The organism is uncultured Bacillus sp., assembly GCF_958411575.1.
GTDB classification, from domain to species: domain Bacteria; phylum Bacillota; class Bacilli; order Bacillales; family Bacillaceae; genus Bacillus; species Bacillus spizizenii.
Map to the genome: position 1 here is coordinate 128,151 of NZ_CATYRA010000001.1, position 20,677 is coordinate 148,827.

At 43.4% G+C, this 20,677-nt stretch carries 18 protein-coding genes; 3 read left to right on the top strand and 15 right to left on the bottom strand.

From position 1 onward, the window contains the following. Nucleotides 1-6: 6 nt before the first annotated feature. Together uvrB and Q5C82_RS00645 are read right to left on the bottom strand one after the other, a co-directional pair. Complete coding sequence (uvrB, locus tag Q5C82_RS00640; protein WP_003219759.1) at nt 7-1,992, bottom strand: excinuclease ABC subunit UvrB; 1,986 nt, start codon at nt 1,990-1,992, stop codon at nt 7-9. Nucleotides 1,993-2,176: 184 nt separating this feature from the next. Next, nucleotides 2,177-2,407 carry a CsbA family protein gene (locus Q5C82_RS00645; RefSeq protein WP_003219756.1) on the bottom strand — a complete coding sequence of 77 codons (231 nt, stop codon included), beginning with the start codon at nt 2,405-2,407 and terminating at the stop codon, nt 2,177-2,179. Nucleotides 2,408-3,376: 969 nt separating this feature from the next. On the opposite strand from Q5C82_RS00645, the gene Q5C82_RS00650 reads away from it, so the two are divergent. The 3 genes from Q5C82_RS00650 (at nt 3,377) to Q5C82_RS00660 (ending at nt 7,881) form a co-directional block, all read left to right on the top strand. Continuing rightward, nucleotides 3,377-5,872 carry a PEP/pyruvate-binding domain-containing protein gene (locus tag Q5C82_RS00650; RefSeq protein ID WP_003219755.1) on the top strand — a complete coding sequence of 832 codons (2,496 nt, stop codon included), beginning with the start codon at nt 3,377-3,379 and terminating at the stop codon, nt 5,870-5,872. A 76-nt stretch (nt 5,873-5,948) separates the two neighbouring features. After that, nucleotides 5,949-6,512, top strand: coding sequence for a TetR/AcrR family transcriptional regulator (locus Q5C82_RS00655; protein ID WP_003219753.1), 564 nt, complete (start codon nt 5,949-5,951; stop codon nt 6,510-6,512). Between the two features lie 34 nt (nt 6,513-6,546). Further along, complete coding sequence (locus Q5C82_RS00660; protein ID WP_003219751.1) at nt 6,547-7,881, top strand: MFS transporter; 1,335 nt, start codon at nt 6,547-6,549, stop codon at nt 7,879-7,881. Nucleotides 7,882-7,928: 47 nt separating this feature from the next. Here the strand turns inward: Q5C82_RS00660 and minJ are convergent, their stop codons facing one another. The 13 genes from minJ to fliS all read right to left on the bottom strand — a co-directional run bounded on the left by minJ (nt 7,929) and on the right by fliS (nt 20,674). Then, nucleotides 7,929-9,125, bottom strand: a complete 1,197-nt coding sequence (gene minJ, locus Q5C82_RS00665) for a cell division topological determinant MinJ (protein ID WP_003219749.1) — start codon at nt 9,123-9,125, stop codon at nt 7,929-7,931. Between the two features lie 78 nt (nt 9,126-9,203). Continuing rightward, nucleotides 9,204-9,557: a swarming motility protein SwrAA gene (swrA, locus tag Q5C82_RS00670; protein ID WP_015251121.1), complete on the bottom strand. Its 354-nt coding sequence runs from the start codon at nt 9,555-9,557 to the stop codon at nt 9,204-9,206. A 382-nt stretch (nt 9,558-9,939) separates the two neighbouring features. Beyond that, complete coding sequence (gene ctpB / locus Q5C82_RS00675; protein WP_003219743.1) at nt 9,940-11,382, bottom strand: carboxy-terminal processing protease CtpB; 1,443 nt, start codon at nt 11,380-11,382, stop codon at nt 9,940-9,942. 336 nt (nt 11,383-11,718) lie between these two features. Next, on the bottom strand, nt 11,719-12,609 hold the full coding sequence (ftsX, locus tag Q5C82_RS00680; RefSeq protein ID WP_003219742.1) for a permease-like cell division protein FtsX: 891 nt from the start codon (nt 12,607-12,609) through the stop codon (nt 11,719-11,721). Next, the gene (gene ftsE / locus Q5C82_RS00685; protein ID WP_003219741.1) at nt 12,602-13,288 is read right to left on the bottom strand and encodes a cell division ATP-binding protein FtsE; all 687 of its coding nucleotides are present in this window, start codon (nt 13,286-13,288) and stop codon (nt 12,602-12,604) included. The genes ftsX and ftsE overlap by 8 nt, the downstream gene beginning before the upstream one ends. A 234-nt stretch (nt 13,289-13,522) precedes the next feature. Then, the gene (gene cccB / locus Q5C82_RS00690; protein ID WP_003219740.1) at nt 13,523-13,861 is read right to left on the bottom strand and encodes a cytochrome c551; all 339 of its coding nucleotides are present in this window, start codon (nt 13,859-13,861) and stop codon (nt 13,523-13,525) included. A gap of 48 nt (nt 13,862-13,909) precedes the next feature. Then, nucleotides 13,910-14,755, bottom strand: coding sequence for a YitT family protein (locus tag Q5C82_RS00695; RefSeq protein ID WP_013308056.1), 846 nt, complete (start codon nt 14,753-14,755; stop codon nt 13,910-13,912). Nucleotides 14,756-14,922: 167 nt separating this feature from the next. Further along, nucleotides 14,923-16,024, bottom strand: a protein-coding gene (gene prfB, locus Q5C82_RS00700) for a peptide chain release factor 2 (RefSeq protein WP_100069435.1) whose coding sequence is annotated in 2 segments (ribosomal slippage) — nt 14,923-15,951 and nt 15,953-16,024 — 1,101 coding nt in all. Because the reading frame shifts where the segments join, the coding sequence is not laid out codon by codon here. Between the two features lie 69 nt (nt 16,025-16,093). Next, entirely contained in the window at nt 16,094-18,619 is a 2,526-nt protein-coding gene (secA, locus tag Q5C82_RS00705; protein ID WP_003219737.1) for a preprotein translocase subunit SecA, read from the bottom strand. Between the two features lie 168 nt (nt 18,620-18,787). Then, nucleotides 18,788-19,357 carry a ribosome hibernation promotion factor gene (gene hpf, locus Q5C82_RS00710; RefSeq protein ID WP_003219736.1) on the bottom strand — a complete coding sequence of 190 codons (570 nt, stop codon included), beginning with the start codon at nt 19,355-19,357 and terminating at the stop codon, nt 18,788-18,790. A gap of 190 nt (nt 19,358-19,547) precedes the next feature. Further along, nucleotides 19,548-19,925, bottom strand: coding sequence for a hypothetical protein (locus Q5C82_RS00715; protein ID WP_003219735.1), 378 nt, complete (start codon nt 19,923-19,925; stop codon nt 19,548-19,550). Between the two features lie 9 nt (nt 19,926-19,934). Further along, complete coding sequence (locus Q5C82_RS00720; RefSeq protein WP_003219734.1) at nt 19,935-20,276, bottom strand: flagellar protein FliT; 342 nt, start codon at nt 20,274-20,276, stop codon at nt 19,935-19,937. After that, nucleotides 20,273-20,674 carry a flagellar export chaperone FliS gene (fliS, locus tag Q5C82_RS00725; protein ID WP_003219733.1) on the bottom strand — a complete coding sequence of 134 codons (402 nt, stop codon included), beginning with the start codon at nt 20,672-20,674 and terminating at the stop codon, nt 20,273-20,275. The genes Q5C82_RS00720 and fliS overlap by 4 nt, the downstream gene beginning before the upstream one ends. Nucleotides 20,675-20,677 lie beyond the last annotated feature (3 nt).

Here is a 20,677-nt window from a genome sequence, read left to right on the forward strand (position 1 = left end):
TGTTCATCATCCTTCCGCTTTTAGCTCTAAAAGTAAATCGCGAAGCTCCGCGGCTCTTTCAAAGTCAAGCGCCTTGGCGGCTTCCTTCATTTCGTGCTCCATTTGTTCGACGACTTTTTGACGCTCTTTCTTCGTCATTTTCGACAGCTTCGGCGCAGCTTTTGTTTTATACTCCGCTTTGTCCTCAGCAGCCACAGTCGCACGAATCACGTCACGAATTTCTTTATTAATCGTTTGCGGCGTAATGCCGTGCTCTTCGTTAAACCGCTCCTGCTGCTCGCGACGGCGTTTCGTTTCATTAATGGCAATTTCCATAGACTTCGTCATTTTATCGGCGTACATGATGACACGGCCTTCCGCGTTCCTCGCCGCCCGTCCGATCGTCTGAATAAGCGAACGCTCCGAACGCAGGAAGCCTTCCTTATCCGCATCCAAAATCGCAACCAAGGATACTTCCGGAATATCAAGCCCCTCTCTCAGGAGGTTAATGCCAATGAGCACATCATGCTTGCCGAGACGCAAATCACGGATAATTTCGATCCGTTCAAGCGTCTTAATTTCTGAATGCAGATAATTAACTTTGATGCCGATTTCTTTTAAATAATCGGTCAGGTCCTCTGACATCTTCTTCGTCAAAGTCGTCACAAGCACCCGTTCATTCCGTTCAACTCTCGCTTGAATTTCACCGATTAAATCATCAATCTGTCCTTCAATCGGCCGCACGTCAATAAGCGGGTCAAGAAGCCCTGTCGGACGGATGATCTGCTCTATCATTTCATCTGTATGCTCAATCTCATATGGCCCTGGTGTTGCTGACACATAGACGATATTGTGCATATGCTTTTCAAATTCTTCAAAACGGAGCGGGCGGTTATCAAGCGCTGACGGAAGACGGAATCCGTGATCCACAAGCACCTGTTTTCTCGCCTGGTCTCCGTTAAACATGCCGCGCACCTGAGGAATCGTCACATGTGACTCATCCACCACAATCATAAAATCGTCAGGAAAATAATCGAGAAGCGTATACGGCGTTGAACCCGGCGGGCGAAGCGTCAAATGTCTTGAATAGTTCTCAATACCGGAGCAAAATCCCATTTCCCGCATCATTTCAAGATCATATCTCGTCCGCTGCTCTAAGCGCTGCGCTTCCAGAAGCTTGCCGTTTTCATGCATGACCTTCAGCTGCTCCTCAAGCTCTTTCTCGATATTTTGAATCGCTTTCTCCATTTTTTCGGCCCGCGTAACGAAGTGGGATGCCGGGAAAATCGCAATATGTTCACGGTCGCCTAAAATTTCTCCGGTCAGGGCGTCCACTTCCCTGATCCGTTCAATTTCATCTCCGAAAAACTCGACTCTTACACAGTGTTCATCACGGGATGCCGGGAAGATTTCCACTACATCTCCGCGCACACGAAATGTACCGCGCTGAAAGTCGATATCGTTGCGGGCATATTGGATGTCTACAAGCTTTCTGAGCAGCTCGTTGCGCTCAATTTCCATATCAGGCCGCAGTGACACGACCATTTCCCGGTATTCTTCAGGCGAACCGAGGCCATATATACAAGACACACTCGCAATAATAATGACATCTCTCCGTTCAAACAGAGACGATGTAGCGGAGTGTCTGAGTTTATCAATTTCATCATTAATGCTGGCATCTTTCTCTATAAATGTATCCGTTTGAGGCACATACGCCTCCGGCTGATAATAATCATAGTAGCTGACAAAATACTCGACAGCGTTGTTCGGAAAAAATTCCTTGAACTCACTGTAAAGCTGTCCGGCGAGGGTTTTGTTATGGGCAATCACGAGCGTCGGCTTATTGACTTCTTTAATCAAATTGGACACCGTAAATGTTTTGCCCGTTCCTGTCGCACCCAGCAGAGTCTGATGCTTCTTGCCCTCCTGAATTCCTTTTACAAGTTTTTCAATGGCTTTCGGCTGATCTCCCTGGGGCTGATATTTCGAGACTAACTCAAAGCGATCTTTCACAAAATAAGCCTCCGTTTCTTTAACGAAATCTTCCTATAGATATAGTAACACAATGGAATGGAAAATCACTAAAAATACGAACTAAAGTTCGGTGGTTTTTTATTTCCAGCCGTTTTCGTGTATAAAAAACCTGCTTTTAAAACGTAAAAGCAGGAATTCAGTCTTTATATTCATTATGTCCGATTTATTCTTCTTTTTTCTCAGCAACTTTTTTGGCCATATACAGTCCGCCAGCCACAAGAGACACAACATCCAATCCTACAATAAAATACGTTTCTGTATAGCCTTTTAAATAAGAGGCAAACAGCAATGCAGCTGTTAGAGCGATCGCCACATAATGATTAAAGGTGACTCTTGTAAAAAGAACAACAAGCATAAAAGGGAAAAACAATGCAAAAACGGCTTTTGTAATCAACAAAAACCCTCCTCAGGGATTCTTCATCTGATCTGATTATAGTAAAAAATGAAGAATCGGACAATCGTGCAATCGTTCCCTCTTACTACACCATACCCTTTTTCAGCCAAAATCAATCACCATATTTGCACTTTGGTTCCGGTCAATATAAACATCAATAGATCAATAATAGAATGAAATGATTTATAAGATAAACAAGCAGAGTTATATATTATGGTTGTCAGAATTGGCCAGTTCAAAACAAAAAAGAAGTTCGAGTTCGGAAATTTTAACAGCAGCTGTACTATCCGGTTTCCTTATGGCATCACAACCCGCTTTTGCAATCACAGGTTTAGCTGATAAAAGTTCAGCTCTCGAAGTTCTTCCCGTTAATCATTATAGATGGAAGCTCCAGACAGCTGCCTGAAGAGGGTTTCTTCGGAAAACAAAACAGCTGATCATGTTCTATCCGCTTCGTTTACTTTCCAAGCGGAAAAAACTACGATCTTGAAAAACAGTTTGTGACCCCTGAGAAGACAATCGCTATCCTAGCAGAAAATCATTGCCCAGGGGAAGGACTCCCTCTTCACCTCACTTCGATTAAGCCGAGAGAACGTGTGTATATGAGGCTGAAATCCCATGATGGCATCTACAGCACAACAAGCAACTATGATTTCACTTATTCCATTCAGAAATTGATCTCACTTTAAGGAGTGCCGCTGTTCCAATCAGCGGCACTTTTTTATGAATGCATGCCACTGCCAGAATCCGAGAATAAAAGAAAAATAGGCATACTGCACCAGTTCGGCCGCATTTTTCATGATAATCTAACTAACTTAACTATTCATTTTATTTAGGACTTTCTGAGTTTGACAGCATTTTCCTGAAAACCTACAATTGAATGATAGTGTTTACTATCATTTTTTGAACACTGGTTCCGTTATAAAGACTAGAGAGAAAACCAAAATGAAGGAAAGAGGGGTTTCAAATATGTATTCTGTATTATTTCGCCAAGCAGAAGAATCCAGCCAGCTTGCAGGAGCAAAAGGCATGAACTTGATTAAATTGACCAAACACGGTCTTCCTGTTCCGGACGGGTTTATTATTCAGACGAATGCGCTCGCCCGTTTTATGGAAGATAATCAGCTTCGTGAAACTAGCGAAAACATCGAAAGCGGGATCATCACCGGAACATTTTCTGAGAAACTGAAACATGAGCTGACAAGTTCCTTTTACAAGCTGAGAGAATCATACCGATCCGTTGCCGTGCGTTCTTCATCTGCCTCGGAAGATTTAGAAGGCGCTTCATTCGCGGGTCAATATGAAACCTACTTAAATATCAAAACAGAGGAAGAGTTTCTAACTAAAGTGAAAGAATGCTGGGCCTCATTTTTCTCAGGCCGAGTCAGCAGCTATAAGAAAAAAATGAATAACCAGATTGCAGAGCCGTTAATGGGAGTTGTCGTTCAGGGCCTGATCGATTCAGAGGTATCAGGTGTTATTTTCAGCCGTAATCCTGTTACCCATGATGATAGAGAGCTGTTAATCAGCGCCAGCTATGGTTTGGGGGAAGCTGTCGTGTCGGGAAGTGTCACCCCAGACACATTTATAGTCAATAAATCTTCGTTTGAGATTCAGAAAGAAATAGGTGCAAAGGAAATCTATATGGAGTCTGCAGCAGAAGGAATCACAGAAAAAGAAACGAGCGAAGATATGCGCAGCCGTTTTTGCCTTGCAGATGAACAAGTAATTGAACTGGCTGAAATCACGAAAAAAACCGAAGACCTGTACGGATATCCAGTCGATATAGAATTCGGAATCGCTGATCATCAAGTATACCTTCTGCAGGCCCGCCCGATTACCACCATTGATCAGGACAAAAAAGAGGCAGAAGAAGAACGGAGCTTCATGATTACAGACGCTGATATGAATGATTTCTGGCTCAACATGGAGTCAAATATTGAAGGCCCGGTGAGCCCGTTATTTTCATCCTTGATCGTACCGGCGTTGGAGTATGGCTTGAAGAGGAGCATGCAAAAGTTCCCGATTGGTGTAGTTGTTGAAGAAGTAAAACTTTATCGCGGACATATTTATTCCAAAAGCCAGGGCGGACAGCAGCAGCCTTCTGAAAACTGCGGCAAAGAGCTTTTTCCAATATTATCGGAGCGTATGTATGACATCATCAATCACACATACCTCCCATTTTATAGAACGCTTGACCAGCTCGCACAAACAGAGCATACCGCAGAAAGTGCACTGGATGCTTTTCAAAAACTGAAGGCTTTTTATCTCACGGCTTATGAGGAGCACTTCAATATCGTTTTTCCGCAAGTTCTTCTAACAAACAAATTGCAAGCGATGTACCAACATATTCAAGGAGAATCAGAAAACGCTCATTTTTACGAGATGCTGACAGGCAAAATGAACAAATCACTGGAAACAGACCGCCGCCTGTGGCTATTTTCTGTTGAAGTTCAGGAAAACCCGAATCTGCTGTCTATTTTTGAAAACACCAAGCCGGAACAGCTGCAGGAAAAAATGGAACAAACAGATGAGGGCAGACACTTCCTGAAGAACATCCATGAATTTTTACAGGAATACGGATGGCGATCTGTAAAGAGCCATGATCTGATTCAAGAGACCTGGGCAGAAAATCCGTATTATGCCCTTGCCAATATTCAAAATTATGTCCGCAATGGCTATCATTTTGACAATGAATTTCAGAAAACGAAAGAAAAACGAGAGAAATTATACAATGACTTCTTGGAAAACATAGAAGACCCCGATTTGCGTAAAGAATTTGACCGTTATTATAAATGGACGCTGAACGCTGCAAATATAAAGGATGATCATCACTTTTATATTGACGCCATGCTGGATGCCAAGGCGAGAGTCTTTTTGCTGAAGGTAGGTGAATTGCTGGCGGAAAACGGTGTCATTCAAAATCGTGAAGACCTTTGGTTCTTATATGATGATGAAGTGGAAAACGCGCTTCTTCACCCTGTATCCATGCAAGAAAAGGCTGAAAAACGCAGACAGACCTTTCACGAGTATGAACTTGCTCAAGCCCCTGCCTATCTCGGCACTCCAACAAAAGAACAGCTCAAAGCTGCAGAAGAAATTGTCGGCGCTGTGATAGAGGATGAAAAAAACACGGAGAATCATGTTTTTGGCATTGCGGCATCAAGCGGCATTGCAACAGGTCCGGTAAAAATCATTCGGGACGCCAGTGAATTTTCTCAATTCGAGCCTGGGGATGTCCTCGTTTGCAAAATGACCACACCGCTATGGACCAGCCTGTTTCAAGACGCAAAAGCAATTATTACAGACACAGGCGGCATTTTGTCTCACGCTGCGATTATTGCCCGCGAGTACGGCATTCCCGCCGTTCTCGGCACACGTACAGCAACAGAAAGACTTCGGAACGGAGACATCATCACTGTTGATGGAAGCAACGGCAAAATCACGGTTGTCAGCCGGGCTTGATGCGTCCTCCCTCTTTCTTATACAAGCGGGGCAGGTGTATACTTGTCCTGCCAGTATATTCGTGAGGTGAAACGTATTGAGACCGACAAACAAGAGAATCCTTGACGCTGCCATGCAGCTGCTCGTCAAAAAAGGATATCGCGCAACGACTACAAAAGAAATTGCAGAAAAAGCAAATGTAAGTGAAGCGACGATTTTCAGGAATTTTAAAAACAAACAGGGACTAGTCGAGGCTTTGCTTTCTCAGCATTCTCCAAACAGAAGCAGCATTCTGGAACAAACTGAAGGCGATTTGTACAAAGACCTGCTTCATATCGGAACCTGTCTCTTGGAGGAGCTGGAACATAGAAAAGATATTATTAAAATCAGCTTTCGTGAACCGGCCATGTTTCAAGACGTCATCAACCACGTAACAGAATATCCCCAATCTATGAAACAGCTATTGGTTGATTATCTCAAAACAATGGGCGAAAAAGGGGTTATTCAGACAGGAGATGAAGAGGAGCATGCCGACGTGTTTATGTCGATCATTTTCGGTTATTTTATTCACCGTCTCCATTTAGGAGACCGTGTGATTTCAATGCCCCAGGAAAAAATGCTGGAGCATAGCACAGCTCTATTTGTCAAAGGAATTTCGTGATGAACTCCTTGGCATAACAAAAAGGAGGATCCCAATGAGTTCAAGAAAAGAATGGGCGCTGATCGTCTCACTATTATTAGGGGCCATCCTGGTTCCCATTAACTCCACGATGATCGCGGTCGCGCTCTCATCTATATCCCATACGTATAACGAGTCCATCGCCAGCATCACTTGGGTGGTTACCGTTTATTTAATCGTGATGGCAGTCACACAGCCGATTGCCGGGAAACTCGGTGACATGTACGGCAATAAAACAATGTACTTATGGGGCGTCGGCCTTTTTCTAGTCGCTTCCTTAGGCTGCGCACTCTCACCGAGCCTGCTGCTGTTGATTGTCTTTCGGGCATTGCAGGCTGTCGGCGGCGCACTGCTTACGCCAAACAGCATTGCCATTATCCGTCACGTTGTTTCTGAAAAACGCCTTCCGAAGGTGTTTGGATTTTTTGGACTTGGGGCAGGACTTGGGGCAGCGCTCGGGCCTTTTATCGGCTCTATACTGATTGACAGCTTCAGCTGGCATTCGATTTTTTGGGTCAACATCCCATTTCTCGCCATAGCTTTATTTACGGCATTAACCATGTTCCCTCAATATAAAGAAAATAAATCTGACGCGCCGCTGGATATTATCGGCTCTCTCTTGCTTGCAGGCAGTATCGTTTCGATTATCCTGCTGACGAAAAATGAGGCTTCATGGGGCTATGCGCTATACAGTGTATTGATACTTCTATTTGTCCCGCTTTTTTTCAGAAGAGAAAAACGTACACAGCACCCAATCATTGATTTTACACTGTTTAAAAGCTCAACCTTTACAAATGCCAATCTATCAGTCTTATTAAGCAATCTGATGATGTATGCCGTCTTATTGATCATGCCGTTATTCATGGCGAGCCAATTTGGGCTTAATACGTCTAACAGCGGCATGGCGCTCTCTGTATTTTCGATATTCATGTCGGCCAGCAACTGGGTCGGCGCCCAGCTCCATCACAAATGGGGAGCAAAAAAAATCATTTTTCTATCATTTGCCATGATGGCTGGAGCGAATCTATTATTTTTGCTATTAAGCAGCTCACATTCTGTCTTGTTCCTCATGCTCTCTCTTATCCTGGGCGGGCTCGCGTCCGGGGTCGGTCTGACCAGCATGCAGGTGTCTTCCCTCGCCACAGTAGACCCCGGGATGTCAGGAGTGGCGTCAGGGATCTTTTCGACCTTCCGTTATTTCGGAAGCATCATTTCATCAGCCTTAATCGGCATGATTTCGGGATATCGCACCCTATTTATGATTCTCTTTGCTGTATCCATCATTGGCGTTTTTGTTTCATTAGGCATCAAATCTGATGAAACGGCACGGATGGAAAAAAACTCAGCATAACACAAAACAGCCCGGCACCACATCTTCTCGCGGTGCCGGGCTGTCTTTTATGATCCGGACAAAGCGGCTGCTTCGTCTTCACGGTCATCCTTTACGAAAAGGATACCCAATTCATGATGTTCTCCCTCATAAGACGCTCGCTGATCAAAACGAATTTCTCCATTCAAACCGATAATTTCAAGCTTCACATATGCACGGTTATGCTGGAGCGCTTCATAAAAATCAGAAACATTCTTAACGGGTATGCCATTAACTTTCGTAATGATTTCCCCGATTTTTAATTCCAAATCCTCAGCCGGTGTGTTTGGTATAATCCCAAGCACCATTAAGCCCTGATCACGTTTCGAGAAATAAAACGGAGCCGCGTTATCATTCACCCTTTGCTTAATGGACAGAAAAATACGTCCTAAAACAGCCACACAGACGGCTGCACCCGCAAGCGGCGTCCACAGTAAGCTCGCTGCACCGAGAACTGTGACGGCAAGGCCGAGAATACAAACGCGTTTCGCTGTGATCCTTATACTCGTTTCAGGCAGCGATCCCTGCACCCTTTGCCCAAATCCGACAAAGTAAGGAATCCACAGAAAATGGAATGACCCACCGGGTACAGTAAATACAGGCCACCAGCTGAGGTGCGATTCTAATCCGTTACCGGGTACGAGAAGGAACAGCGGCAAAAGCCATATCCGGTTTGCCAGCTGCTGTCCGATCGGCAAACCGCGGCTGCTTACGACAAGTGCCGGTGATGTTCTCACATGTGCAGAACGATAAGCAACCGCTCCTTCAATAATAATCAGCAAGCCTAAAAACACACCCATAGCCGGCCAAACGACTGCAAATCCTTGCGGAAATCTCTCCAGAAAAGGCTCCGCCTGATACATTTGCAATCCAAAACATATCAGCATACTTACACTGACGATATATGCAGCAGACATCCAGTTTGCGCGAAGAGTGAGCGCTGCCGCTGCAGTGATAACAGCAATAATCGCAAGTAAACCGAGAGGAACCGAGATTCCGAGTACGCCTAAAACAACTGACAAAAGGAGGCCAGGGATCAGTCCCTTTGTATAAGTAAATTTCAGATCATCATAAATATCTGCTATTCTTGTATGAAAGGTTTTCCGTTCCCGTTTGATTCTAACATAGCCGAAAGCCAGGCTTATGATGATAAAAAACCAGAAAAGCGGGTGTAAGAAGAACAGGCCCGCACTTTTTAACAGTTCAATTCCCCATTGAACAGACACTATCTTTCACCGCCTCAAGCCAAACATGTTACTCATATTCTATCAAATATTAAGTGGCTTGGATATCCTCAGGAGGGTTTATCTCTCTTGCGTCATCCACAGCGTGACATTCGATAGTGAAAAATCCTTTAAATAATGGTTTACATCCACATCCAATAACCCGCTGATCAGATGCATCGACCTTTTTATATCTGTCAGATTGATTCCTAATCGCTTATGGTTTTTCATTAAGTAATTAAAATAATGTTTGGCACATTCTTCATTGATGTCATTTACTGATTCGACATTGGTGTAATTGACCAAATACCTGCTGAACAGCATAAGAAGACTTAGTGCTTTTGTAGCCGAAAATGTTACATCTTGTGTTCTGTCTTTTAATTGTTCAACTAATTCATAATATTTTTTTTCACGCACAATACTTGCCCTCTTCAATTGTGAACCCCCATTTTCTTTATACAGATAAGCACGGGCCAGTATAAGCAGCAGTACTGGAGTGCTAACAAGCATTCTCGCTAACGTTACTCTTTAATACCTGTCGTTCAGCTGCCATAAACCTGATTACTGTTCTTTTTAGAACCTTCTTATATTGTATGAAGTAAACAAAGACTAGGCAACTTGCAAAAGTTTCATTTTAAATGCATATTATCTCGTTAGAAAGTCTCTCTCATATATTGATATCGGGTAATCACAGTCCTTTATAAATGTTTATTTGTGAAAATTTTTTTAATTTCTTGTCAAAAACTCATTTTTTATGTGACTTATGATTCATTTTATCGTTAAGTATAAAGAAATAGGAGATGGAACACCATCTCCTTTAATTGACAAATAATGATTTAAGCGCTGTTTGGAGCTGCAAGTCATTTTTTTCATCAGATTTTTTCTTTTCTACCAGCTGATTTAATGCCTCTGCAGTGCGAGTGTCGATTACACCCGTTTTATCCAGTTTGTTTTGATCCTGAAAGGCCATAACTGCTTTTTTCATGTCTTTGCTGAAATAGCCGTCGTCACGTCCCGGGTCAAAGCTGAGGCCTTTTAATAATACCTGTGCATGCTTGACGTCTTCATTGTTCATATCCACTTTAAGCGGCTCTTTCAGCTGCAAGGGCCCGGCGGAAAAATAATCAGGCTGCTTAATCGCAATGGTCGGCTCAATTCCTTTTTTATGAATCCAATTCCCATTTGGCGTCAGCCACTTGTAAAGCGTCAATTTGATATTGCTGCCGTCTCCCATCGGAACAGCCTGTTGAACCGTTCCCTTTCCAAAAGACGTATCCCCTACAACATCATAATGCCCTGCCTCTTTTAATGCGCCGGCAAGAATTTCTGATGCGGAGGCACTCCCTTTATCCGTGATCACATTAACAGGATACGCTTTTTTATGGGCCAATGTTGAAAAATAACGTTTTTTATCTCCATTGCGTTCAGCAATTTGAATATACGGCTGATCCTTTGTGACGAAGTGCTTAAGAATTTCTTCCACACTTTGAAGATATCCGCCCGGGTTGCCGCGTACATCAATAACGAGGCCTTCTATTCCCTTTTTCTCAAGATCTCCCAGCGCTTTTGCAAAATCTTCCGCGGTATGCTCAGAAAAAGTTGAGATGGCGATATATCCGACAGAATGCCCCTGCACTTTTTTCTCTGAAGCAAAAACCGTTTCGAGGGGAATCTCAGCTCTTTTGATCCGGAATGACAGCTGCTTCTTCGTCCCAGGCCGCTGAATCTTCATTGAAACGCTGGACCCTTTCTTTCCTCTTATTTTTAACACAGCGTGGTTTAAATCCTTGCCGGCCATCGATTCTCCATTGATGCTGATGATTTCATCATTAGGCTTGAGTCCGGCTTTTTCCGCTGGCGATTTCTTAAATGGTGAAACAATAATAATTTTGCCGTCTTCCATTCCAACCTCGGCTCCGATGCCTTCAAATGAGGAATCAAGAGAATCAGAAAATTGTTTAGCCGTCTGCTTGTCCATGTAGACAGAATAAGGATCATTTAGTGTAGACAGCATTCCCTGGATGGCTCCCTCGAGCAGCTTTTCTCTATCAACTTTTTCTACGTACTCATTCGAAATTAACTCATACGCTTTTTCGATTTTGTCCATAGCCTTATCCCGTTCAGAGTCAGCTTGTGCCGTCGCGGGAGCTGCTGCAGTCTGGGGCTTATCCATCTCAAGCAGGTTCATTCCCGCATATACACCGGCGCCTCCGAACAGCATGCTCCCCGCTGCGATCACAGCCATTATTTTTTGCTTCATCCTTTACTCCTCCTGTATGCCAGACTGTCTTTATCAAAACCTAGAGATAGTATATGTAAAGGATGGAGATTTCATGTAATCATAGAAGAAAAAGAAGGCAAAAGAAAAGCCGCCCCGAAATTGGGACGGCTTCAGCATGTCGACAAACCCTCACACTCGTTGTCAAATCTGCTCTTCGGTGCTCACGAATTTCAACATTCGCTGTGCTTCGATGCTTGTTTGCTCCTAGACTTCGGGTTTTTAATCACGCTAAAAAAATGACAAAATCCTAAACCGTTTTAGTTAGGATTCTGTCAACATTCTGGAAACGCCCCGAGAACGGGACGTTTTTTTCTTTTATACTCGCAGAAACTTGCGGATGGAAGTCAGACTTCCCCATACTCCAATTACTGCGCCGATTGCAACAAGCACTAACGAAATTTGGAATACAAATGGATTATAAGGAAGAAGAGAAACAAATGATCCTTGAACCTTCGGAACGACCCATCCGATGACATATTGGTAAGTGCTCAGCACCAGTGCAATCGGAATTACTGAACCGAATACGCCAAGCAGCAATCCTTCAAGGAAAAACGGCCAGCGGATAAACCAGTTCGTCGCGCCGACAAGCTTCATGATTTCAATTTCTTTTCTTCTTGCGAAAATTGTAATTTTAATGGTGTTGGAAATTAAGAACATCGCCGTAAATACCAGGCCGATAATTAACGCGATTCCGATGTTGCGGGAAACGCCGACCACTTTAAACAAACGGCTGACCTCTTCTTTTCCGTAAGTAACTTTATAGACATGATCCATTTTTTCAATCTTTTTCGCCACGTTCGGCGTATCATGCGGATCTGTCGTTTTGACGACAAACGCGTCATTAAGCGGGTTTTCCTGATCCTTCATCGTCAGGGATTTTCCGCTGTCGCCAAAGCTGTCAACCAGCTGATCAAGCTCTTTTTCTTTAGATGAAAAAGTGACACTTTGAATGCCCTTCAGATCCTTAATATCGTTCTGCAGCTTATCCTGTGCCTTCTGATCTGCAGTCAGATCAATCAACACTTTGATTTCGACTTGTTTTTCAGCATTCGAAGCCATGTTATTCAAATTCAGCATAATCACTAAAAACACGCCGACTAAAATCAGCGTTACGGTTACAGCACTAATGGATGCAAACGTCATCCATGTGTTTCTCCCGAGAGATTTAAAACTCTCACGCAAGTGGCGCCCGAGAATTTTAATCATATGAACCATACTCCCCTCTTGACTCATCACGCACAATGATACCATCTTCGATTGCAATGACACGTTTCTTAATGGTGTTTACGATTTCTTTGTTATGTGTCGCCATCACGACTGTTGTCCCTCGGTTATTGATTTCTTCCAGCGTCTTCATAACTTCCCAGGACGTATCCGGATCAAGGTTTCCTGTAGGTTCATCCGCAATGACAACATCAGGGTTGTTCACAATTGATCTGGCAATAGATACTCGCTGCTGTTCCCCGCCTGAAAGCGTGTCAGGAAATTGTCTTGCTTTATGCTTCAGCTGCACGAGATCAAGCACTTCAAGCACCCGTTTCTTAATGACAGACGGCTGTTCTCCAATCACTTCAAGGGCAAAAGCCACATTTTCAAAAACAGTAAGTTTCGGCAGAAGCTTAAAATCCTGGAAGACAACACCTATTTTACGGCGCACGAAAGGAATCTCTTTTTCTTTAATTGTAGCGAGATCTTTATGATTAATTAAAATTTGTCCTTTTGTCGGTTTTTCTTCTCTGTATATCATTTTAATAAAAGTAGATTTACCCGCTCCGCTCGGACCGACAACATAAACAAACTCGCCGGGATGAATGGTAACAGAAATCCCATTGAGCGCTTTTACGCCGTTCGGATAGGCTTTATATACTTCCTTCATCTCTATCATGAAATCACCTAATCTTTTATATCATTTTATCTATCACACGGTCATACTCTTCGAATGCATTCGACAATTTATGACCCACTCATTTGTAAAAAGATGAAAAATCTGAAAGTTTCATTTTTCAATACACTTCATTATACGTCAAATTTAGACATAATACTATTACAGTTTCTTTTCATTCATATTGTCATGGCATAAAAAAATCCTTGCCTGCACTGCGGCAAAGATTTTCTCACCTTACTTTTTTTCTGACAGCCATTTGGCAATAACGGCGGCTTCTTTGTCATCTACAAGCCCCTTCGGCATATTGCCGCGGCCGTTTTTAATAATACTTTCAATTTTGGCTTCGTCGTATTTGCCTCCGACCTCTTGGAGATTAGGCCCTGACATACCTTCTAAATCCTTGCCGTGGCAGCCTACGCAGCTTTGCTGATATAATTCTTCCCCTTCAGATGCAGAGGCTTCAGTCTTGCTGCCGGTGTCTGTCTTCTCCTCTTTTGCATCGTTTGAACCGCAGGCAGCCAATAGAACAGAAAGCGCAAATACAAGCATTAGTATCGATAACTTTGATTTCATGTTGAGAAGCACAACTCCTTTACGATCTCTTCCATATTATAACCTCGATTAAGCACGTTTGAAACCCTCGCCCAGCACCTCACTCGCATCCGCCACAATCACAAAAGCTGACTCATCAATCTGTTTGACGATTTGTTTCAATTTGGTGAATTCAGTTTGCCCAACCACACACATTAAAATCGGGCGATCATCGTCAGTATATCCGCCGACCGCGGAAATTTTCGTCACGCCTCTGTCAATCTTCTGTAAAACGGCTTCCTTGACAGCCTGCTCCTGCTTTGTAATAATGAGCGCCATTTTTGAACGATTGAAGCCAACTTGAACGACATCAATCGTTTTGCTGGACACATAGACGCCAAGCATGGCATATAAGCCTTGTTCAATATTAAATACGATCATAGCGGTAACGACAATCAATCCGTCAATGAGGGCGAGACACGTCCCTAATGACAGACCTGAGTACTTATGAATGATCTGTGCAGCCAAGGCCGTTCCTCCCGTCGACCCTTTCCCTAAGTACACAATGCCAATTCCGACACCGATGCCTACGCCGCCAAAAATCGCCGCCAGGAGCTCATGATGAGTGGCGGGCTGAATATCTCTTGTCAAAAACACAACAAGCGGCAAAAAAACAGAACCCGCAAGCGTCTTAAGTCCAAATTTCCCGCCGAGCAAAATGACACCGGCAATAAATAAAGGAATATTAATAATCCACTGTACATACGCTGCTTCAAAACCATATGATTGCAAAATCGTGCTGATTCCGCTGACACCGCCGGCAGCAATCTTGTTTGGAAGCAAAAATACATTAAAGGACACACCTGTAATCGCTGCTCCTATCAGTATGTATGCATAATCCCGTATCATTCGATATGTTTTCGTTCGTACATCCATCATATATCCTCCGTTTCTTCCAATGCTCTCCGATAGCATTTTAATCCTTCCCTGATTAGATGTAAATAACACCCAAATACAGTGGTAATATGCTAAAGCAGCAGTGAAATCAAGGATATGAAGAAATTAAAAAAACACACCTGTCTACATCAGGTGTGTTTTTCTGCTTATGATAGCTTAGAACGCAGGTAGGCATCAATAAATGTATCAATGTCTCCATCCATTACCGCTTGAACGTTCCCCATTTCTGTATTGGTCCGATGGTCTTTTACCATGGAATACGGATGGAATACGTAAGAACGGATTTGGCTGCCCCAGCCGATTTCTTTTTGTTCACCACGAATTTCATCCAGCTCTGCCTGCTGTTCTTCAATTCTGCGCTGATACAGCTTGGCCTTTAGCATTTTCATGGCTCTTTCACGGTTTTTAATTTGTGAGCGTTCCGTTTGGCACGTCACAACCACATTCGTTGGCAAGTGAGTAATCCGAACGGCTGAATCCGTCGTATTGACGTGCTGTCCGCCCGCTCCGCTTGCACGGTACGTATCAACCTTAATATCCTCCGTACGGATATCGATATCGATCTCATCGTTAAATTCAGGCATGACTTCACATGAAACGAAAGATGTGTGGCGGCGGCCTGACGAATCAAACGGCGAAATCCGCACGAGACGATGGACACCTTTTTCTGCTTTGAGATAACCGTAGGCGTTGTGCCCTTTGATCAGCAATGTGACTGACTTGATTCCCGCCTCATCACCCGGAAGGTAATCGAGCGTTTCCACCTTAAAGCCGCGGCGTTCTCCCCATCTGGTATACATTCTAAGAAGCATAGAGCCCCAGTCCTGTGACTCTGTGCCGCCAGCACCAGGGTGCAGTTCTAAAATCGCATTATTTTTATCATACGGCTCACTGAGAAGAAGCTGAAGCTCAAACTCATTGAACTCTTTTGTTAATGATTTTAGTTCTTTTTCAAGCTCAAGCTGGAGGTCAGAGTCCGGCTCTTCCTTCAAAAGATCATGAGTCATTTGCAATTCTTCGTGGGAGTCATTCAATTTTTTATACGAATTGACATAATCCTTTATACCGTTTGCTTCATTTATGACCGTTTGAGCTTTTTGCTGATCATTCCAGAATTCCGGATCAGCCATTTGTTCATCTAGCTCAGCGATGCGGGCCTCCTTTGATTCGAGGTCAAAGAGACCCCCTAAAGTCCGCTAAACGAGAAGCCATATTTTCGAGCTCTACTCTGATTTCTGATAATTCCATTCCATTCACCTCATTAAAAGATCCGCGGGCGCCTATAGGCGCCGCGGTCAGTAAACTTGCCCGAGCAAACTATTCAGTCCGGCCGCAGCAATTTTTATATTTTTTCCCGCTTCCGCAATGGCATGGGGCATTTCGGCCAATATCAACCACTTTGCGAACCGGTGCTTTCTTTGCTTTTTTGTTATCGTCGCCTTCTTGCTGCTGATGAGCCGTTGTCTGGCCCTGTACAACCTCTTCACGCTCCAGATTGTTTTCAATCTCAGCTTTCATCACAAATTTTGCAACCTCGTCTTCGATTGATTCAATCATATTCTCAAACATCGTAAAGCCTTCCATTTGATACTCTCGAAGCGGATTCGTCTGCGCGTAAGCTCGAAGGTGAATCCCTTGGCGAAGCTGATCCATTGCATCGATGTGATCCATCCATTTTGAATCAACGGCTCGAAGGACGATGACTTTTTCAAATTCGCGCATTTGCTCTTCGCCGAATTTCACTTCTTTTTCATTATATTTCGTCATGATGCGATCCATAATGAGTTCATGCATTTCATCCGGCTCTTTACCGAAGATATCGCTCTTCTCAAGCGCACCTTCATCAAGATAAGTCGTGTTGACAAGCTCAACAAGACCATCAAGCTTCCACTCCTCAGGAAGCTCTTCTCTTGGCGTATAGGCTGCAATTGCACGTTCGAGAGAAGACTTGATCATATTTTCAACGATTTCGCGCAAGTTTTCAGAGTCAATGACTTCAAAGCGCTGCTTATAAATAACCTCACGCTGCTGGCGGAGAACGTCATCATATTGCAGAAGCTGTTTACGCGAATCGAAGTTATTGCCTTCGACGCGTTTTTGAGACGATTCAACCGCGCGGGATACCATTTTGCTTTGAATTGGAGTAGAGTCGTCCATCCCGAAGCGGTCAAGCATTGCCATTGTTCGCTCAGCTCCGAATCTGCGCATCAATTCATCTTCCATAGAAAGATAAAATTGGGTGATCCCCGGGTCTCCCTGACGTCCGGAACGTCCTCGGAGCTGATTGTCAATCCGGCGTGATTCATGGCGTTCCGTTCCGACAACTGCAAGACCGCCAAGCTCTTTTACACCTTCGCCAAGCTTAATGTCCGTTCCACGCCCCGCCATGTTTGTCGCAATCGTAACTGCGCCTTTTTGGCCGGCCTCTTCAATGATCTGCGCTTCACGTTCATGGTTTTTGGCGTTTAGCACTTGATGCGGGATCCCTTTGTTTTTAAGCAGCTTAGAAATCAATTCAGATGTTTCAACCGCAACCGTACCGACAAGAACAGGCTGTCCGGTCATGTAACGCTGTGCGACATCCTCCGCAACCGCCTTAAACTTACCTTCCATCGTACGGTAAATTAAATCCGGACGGTCATCACGGACAACAGGCTTGTTAGTAGGGATCGTGACAACCTGCATGTTGTAGATGTTGCGGAATTCTTCTTCCTCTGTCTTAGCCGTACCAGTCATACCGGCAAGTTTTTCGTACATCCGGAAGTAGTTCTGGAATGTAATGGTCGCCAAGGTCATGCTTTCGTTTTGAATTTCAAGCCCTTCCTTCGCTTCAATCGCTTGGTGAAGCCCCTCGCTGTAGCGGCGCCCTTTCATCAGACGTCCCGTGAAGGAATCAACAATAACAACCTGTCCGTCTTCCACTACGTAGTCAACGTCCTTCTGCATCGCAGCATGCGCTTTTAAGGACTGGTTGATATGGTGGTTGAGCGCGACATGTTTCACATCAAACAGGTTATCGATGCCGAACGCTTTTTCCGCCTTCGTCATTCCTTCCTCAGTCAGCTGTACACCTTTTGTTTTGATATCATACGTATAATCCTTCTCTGCTTTTAACGTACGGACAAAAGCATTTGCCTGCACGTACAGCTTAGTGGATTTCGCAGCTTGTCCAGAAATGATAAGCGGTGTTCTCGCTTCATCAATTAAAATAGAGTCAACTTCATCTATTACCGCAAAATGAAGCGGGCGCTGAACCATCTGCTCTTTATAAAGAACCATATTGTCACGCAAATAGTCGAAACCAAGCTCGTTGTTTGTGGAGTAAGTAATGTCAGCGGCATAAGCTTCCCGTTTTTCATCTTTTGACATTGAGTTTAAATTCAAACCGACAGTCATACCGAGAAACTCGAAAATTTTCCCCATCTGCTCAGCGTCACGGCTTGCCAAGTATTCGTTGACAGTCACGATATGTACGCCTTTACCTGTTAACGCATTTAAATAAACAGGCAGAGTAGACGTTAACGTTTTCCCTTCCCCTGTTTTCATTTCAGCGATATTTCCGTCATGGAGCGCTACGCCCCCCATGAGCTGGACTTTGAACGGAAACATGCCGGTTACGCGGCGCGAAGCTTCCCGAACAACAGCGAAAGCTTCAACAAGCAGATCATCAGTTGTCGCCCCTTTTTCAAGGCGCTCTTTAAATTCAATCGTTTTATGTTTCAGCGCGTCGTCAGAGAGATTTTCATAGTCTCCGCGAACCGCATCAATATCGTTAGCTATTCTTTCGTATCTATTCAGCGTACGTTTTGTTGGATCAAACATTTTATTTAAAATTCCAAGCATTTATAACGCTCCTCTATCATCACATGCCTGTTTGACAAGCATGTATAAATAATTTACTAGTCCATGTATACCTCTCATTATCATATCATACCTTCTCTTATTTCCAAAGAATTTGCAAATAAGAAAAAACAAAAACCTTCCGCGAAAATCACGGAAGGTTGCTCTTCATTATTCAGTCGGTTCAATCAGGCCATATTTCCCGTCATTTCTGCGGTACACGACGTTTGTAAGGTTTGTTTCCGCATTTGTGAAAACAAAGAAATTATGGCCGAGCATATTCATTTGCAAGATCGCTTCTTCACTGTCCATCGGCTTTAAATTAAAGCGCTTCTGACGGACAATGTCCAAGCTCTCCTCATCTTCTATTTCATCCTGAACCGCAATATCAGTATCAGAGCCAAGACCGTTTGCCAATAAGTATTTTGGAGAGCCCTGCTCACGGAATTTACGGTTTACTTTTGTTTTATGCTTACGGATTTGACGTTCCAGTTTGTTTGTTGCGAGATCAATTGCGTTGTACATATCCTCGTTATGCACCTCGGACCGAAGCGCCAGATCTGTCATCGGAATCGTAACCTCAACTTTAGACTCCTTGTCATTGTAAAACTTCAAGTTGACGTTCACATCGGCATTCACGCTATGGTCAAAATAACGCTCCAGTTTGCCGATCTTCTTCTCGACATGATCCTTTAACGCGGCTGTCACTTCAATATTTTCTCCTCTGATGTTATAGTTCATCAAAGAACGCCTCCCTTTTATTAAGGATATGTATCTATTTCTTCTTTACCCTTTACAATTCCTGCTGAAACGTAAACCTTTTGTGAAAATTCAGTGAACTTTGTCGAATAGTGTTTGTATGTGCTGATGATTTGGCGGTTCGGAGGTATATGTATATGCTGATTGTAAGAAACAAATACCTCACCCTCGCCTAATTGATTACAAAGGGCTCCATACATTGATGAATGGACAGCATCCATTTTCTATAATGAGTCAGAAAATGTTCTTTTAAAAACTCGCAGAACTCATGAGAGGGAAAAGAGAAAGAAACCAATTGATCAAACTCCGCAAAAATTTCGTCAAATGCTTTAATACATATTTCAGCACATCGCGTGTTCATAACAAAGAGGAGTGTTGAATGTGTTGAATCCAAATAAAAAAAGGCTTGGATCAGATCTTGGTAGATCCGATCCCCTTCTGTTTTTGATAAATTCTGTTCAGCTTCTATCAAATAACACAGCCCTTCCTCAATGGTAAAAAGAAGATGATAATAAGCTGATAAAAGCGTATAATCTTCAATGCTCTTCAAGGCACTCACCTATTTACGCTTGTCATAATATCTGCCGTCAATCGTAATGTTGTTATAAGGATTTAAATACGTCGTGTGCATCGCACGTTTTCTTTTTACCTGCTGAAGTTCTGTTGCGATTGACTGCTTTAATCTTTTCAGTTCCTTCACAATAAGCTGATCCCATGTCAGGACAAGCTTCACCTGCTTTTTTTCTTCTTCTGAAAGCGGCAGAGATATCTCCTGAATAAGTTCAGACCGTTTAGCCACATAGTCTTCAATTTGCTTTAAAAGTTCATCGCTTTCCGATGTATCTTGTATGTGCGACAGCATACTCTGCGTCTCAGTGTATAGTTGATCTATGTTATTCATGCGATCCCGCCTGATCCGTGCCGGTCCTTCCGTTCACTTTGAATGGCTTGTTTCCATGCATCACGAAAATCTGTTACATATCCTTCAACCTCAGCCAGCATGCTCGTATCATTTTTGATATTTGCCTGTACCAATCTTCGATACATATAATCGTACATCGCACCCATGGAAGCGGAAAGCTCTATGTTGCGGTTAAGTGTAAAATTTAATTCCTGAATGATATTTTGCGCTTTAATCAGATTTTCATTTTTACGTTCCATATCATCATTCTCAATGGCCTGAGATGCAAGTCTTATAAATTTCAAACAGCCATTATACAGCATAAGTGTCAGTTCACCGGGTGTAGCAGTATTCACTGAATTTTGCTGATAGGCTGTATAAGGATTTTGGATCGCCATGTG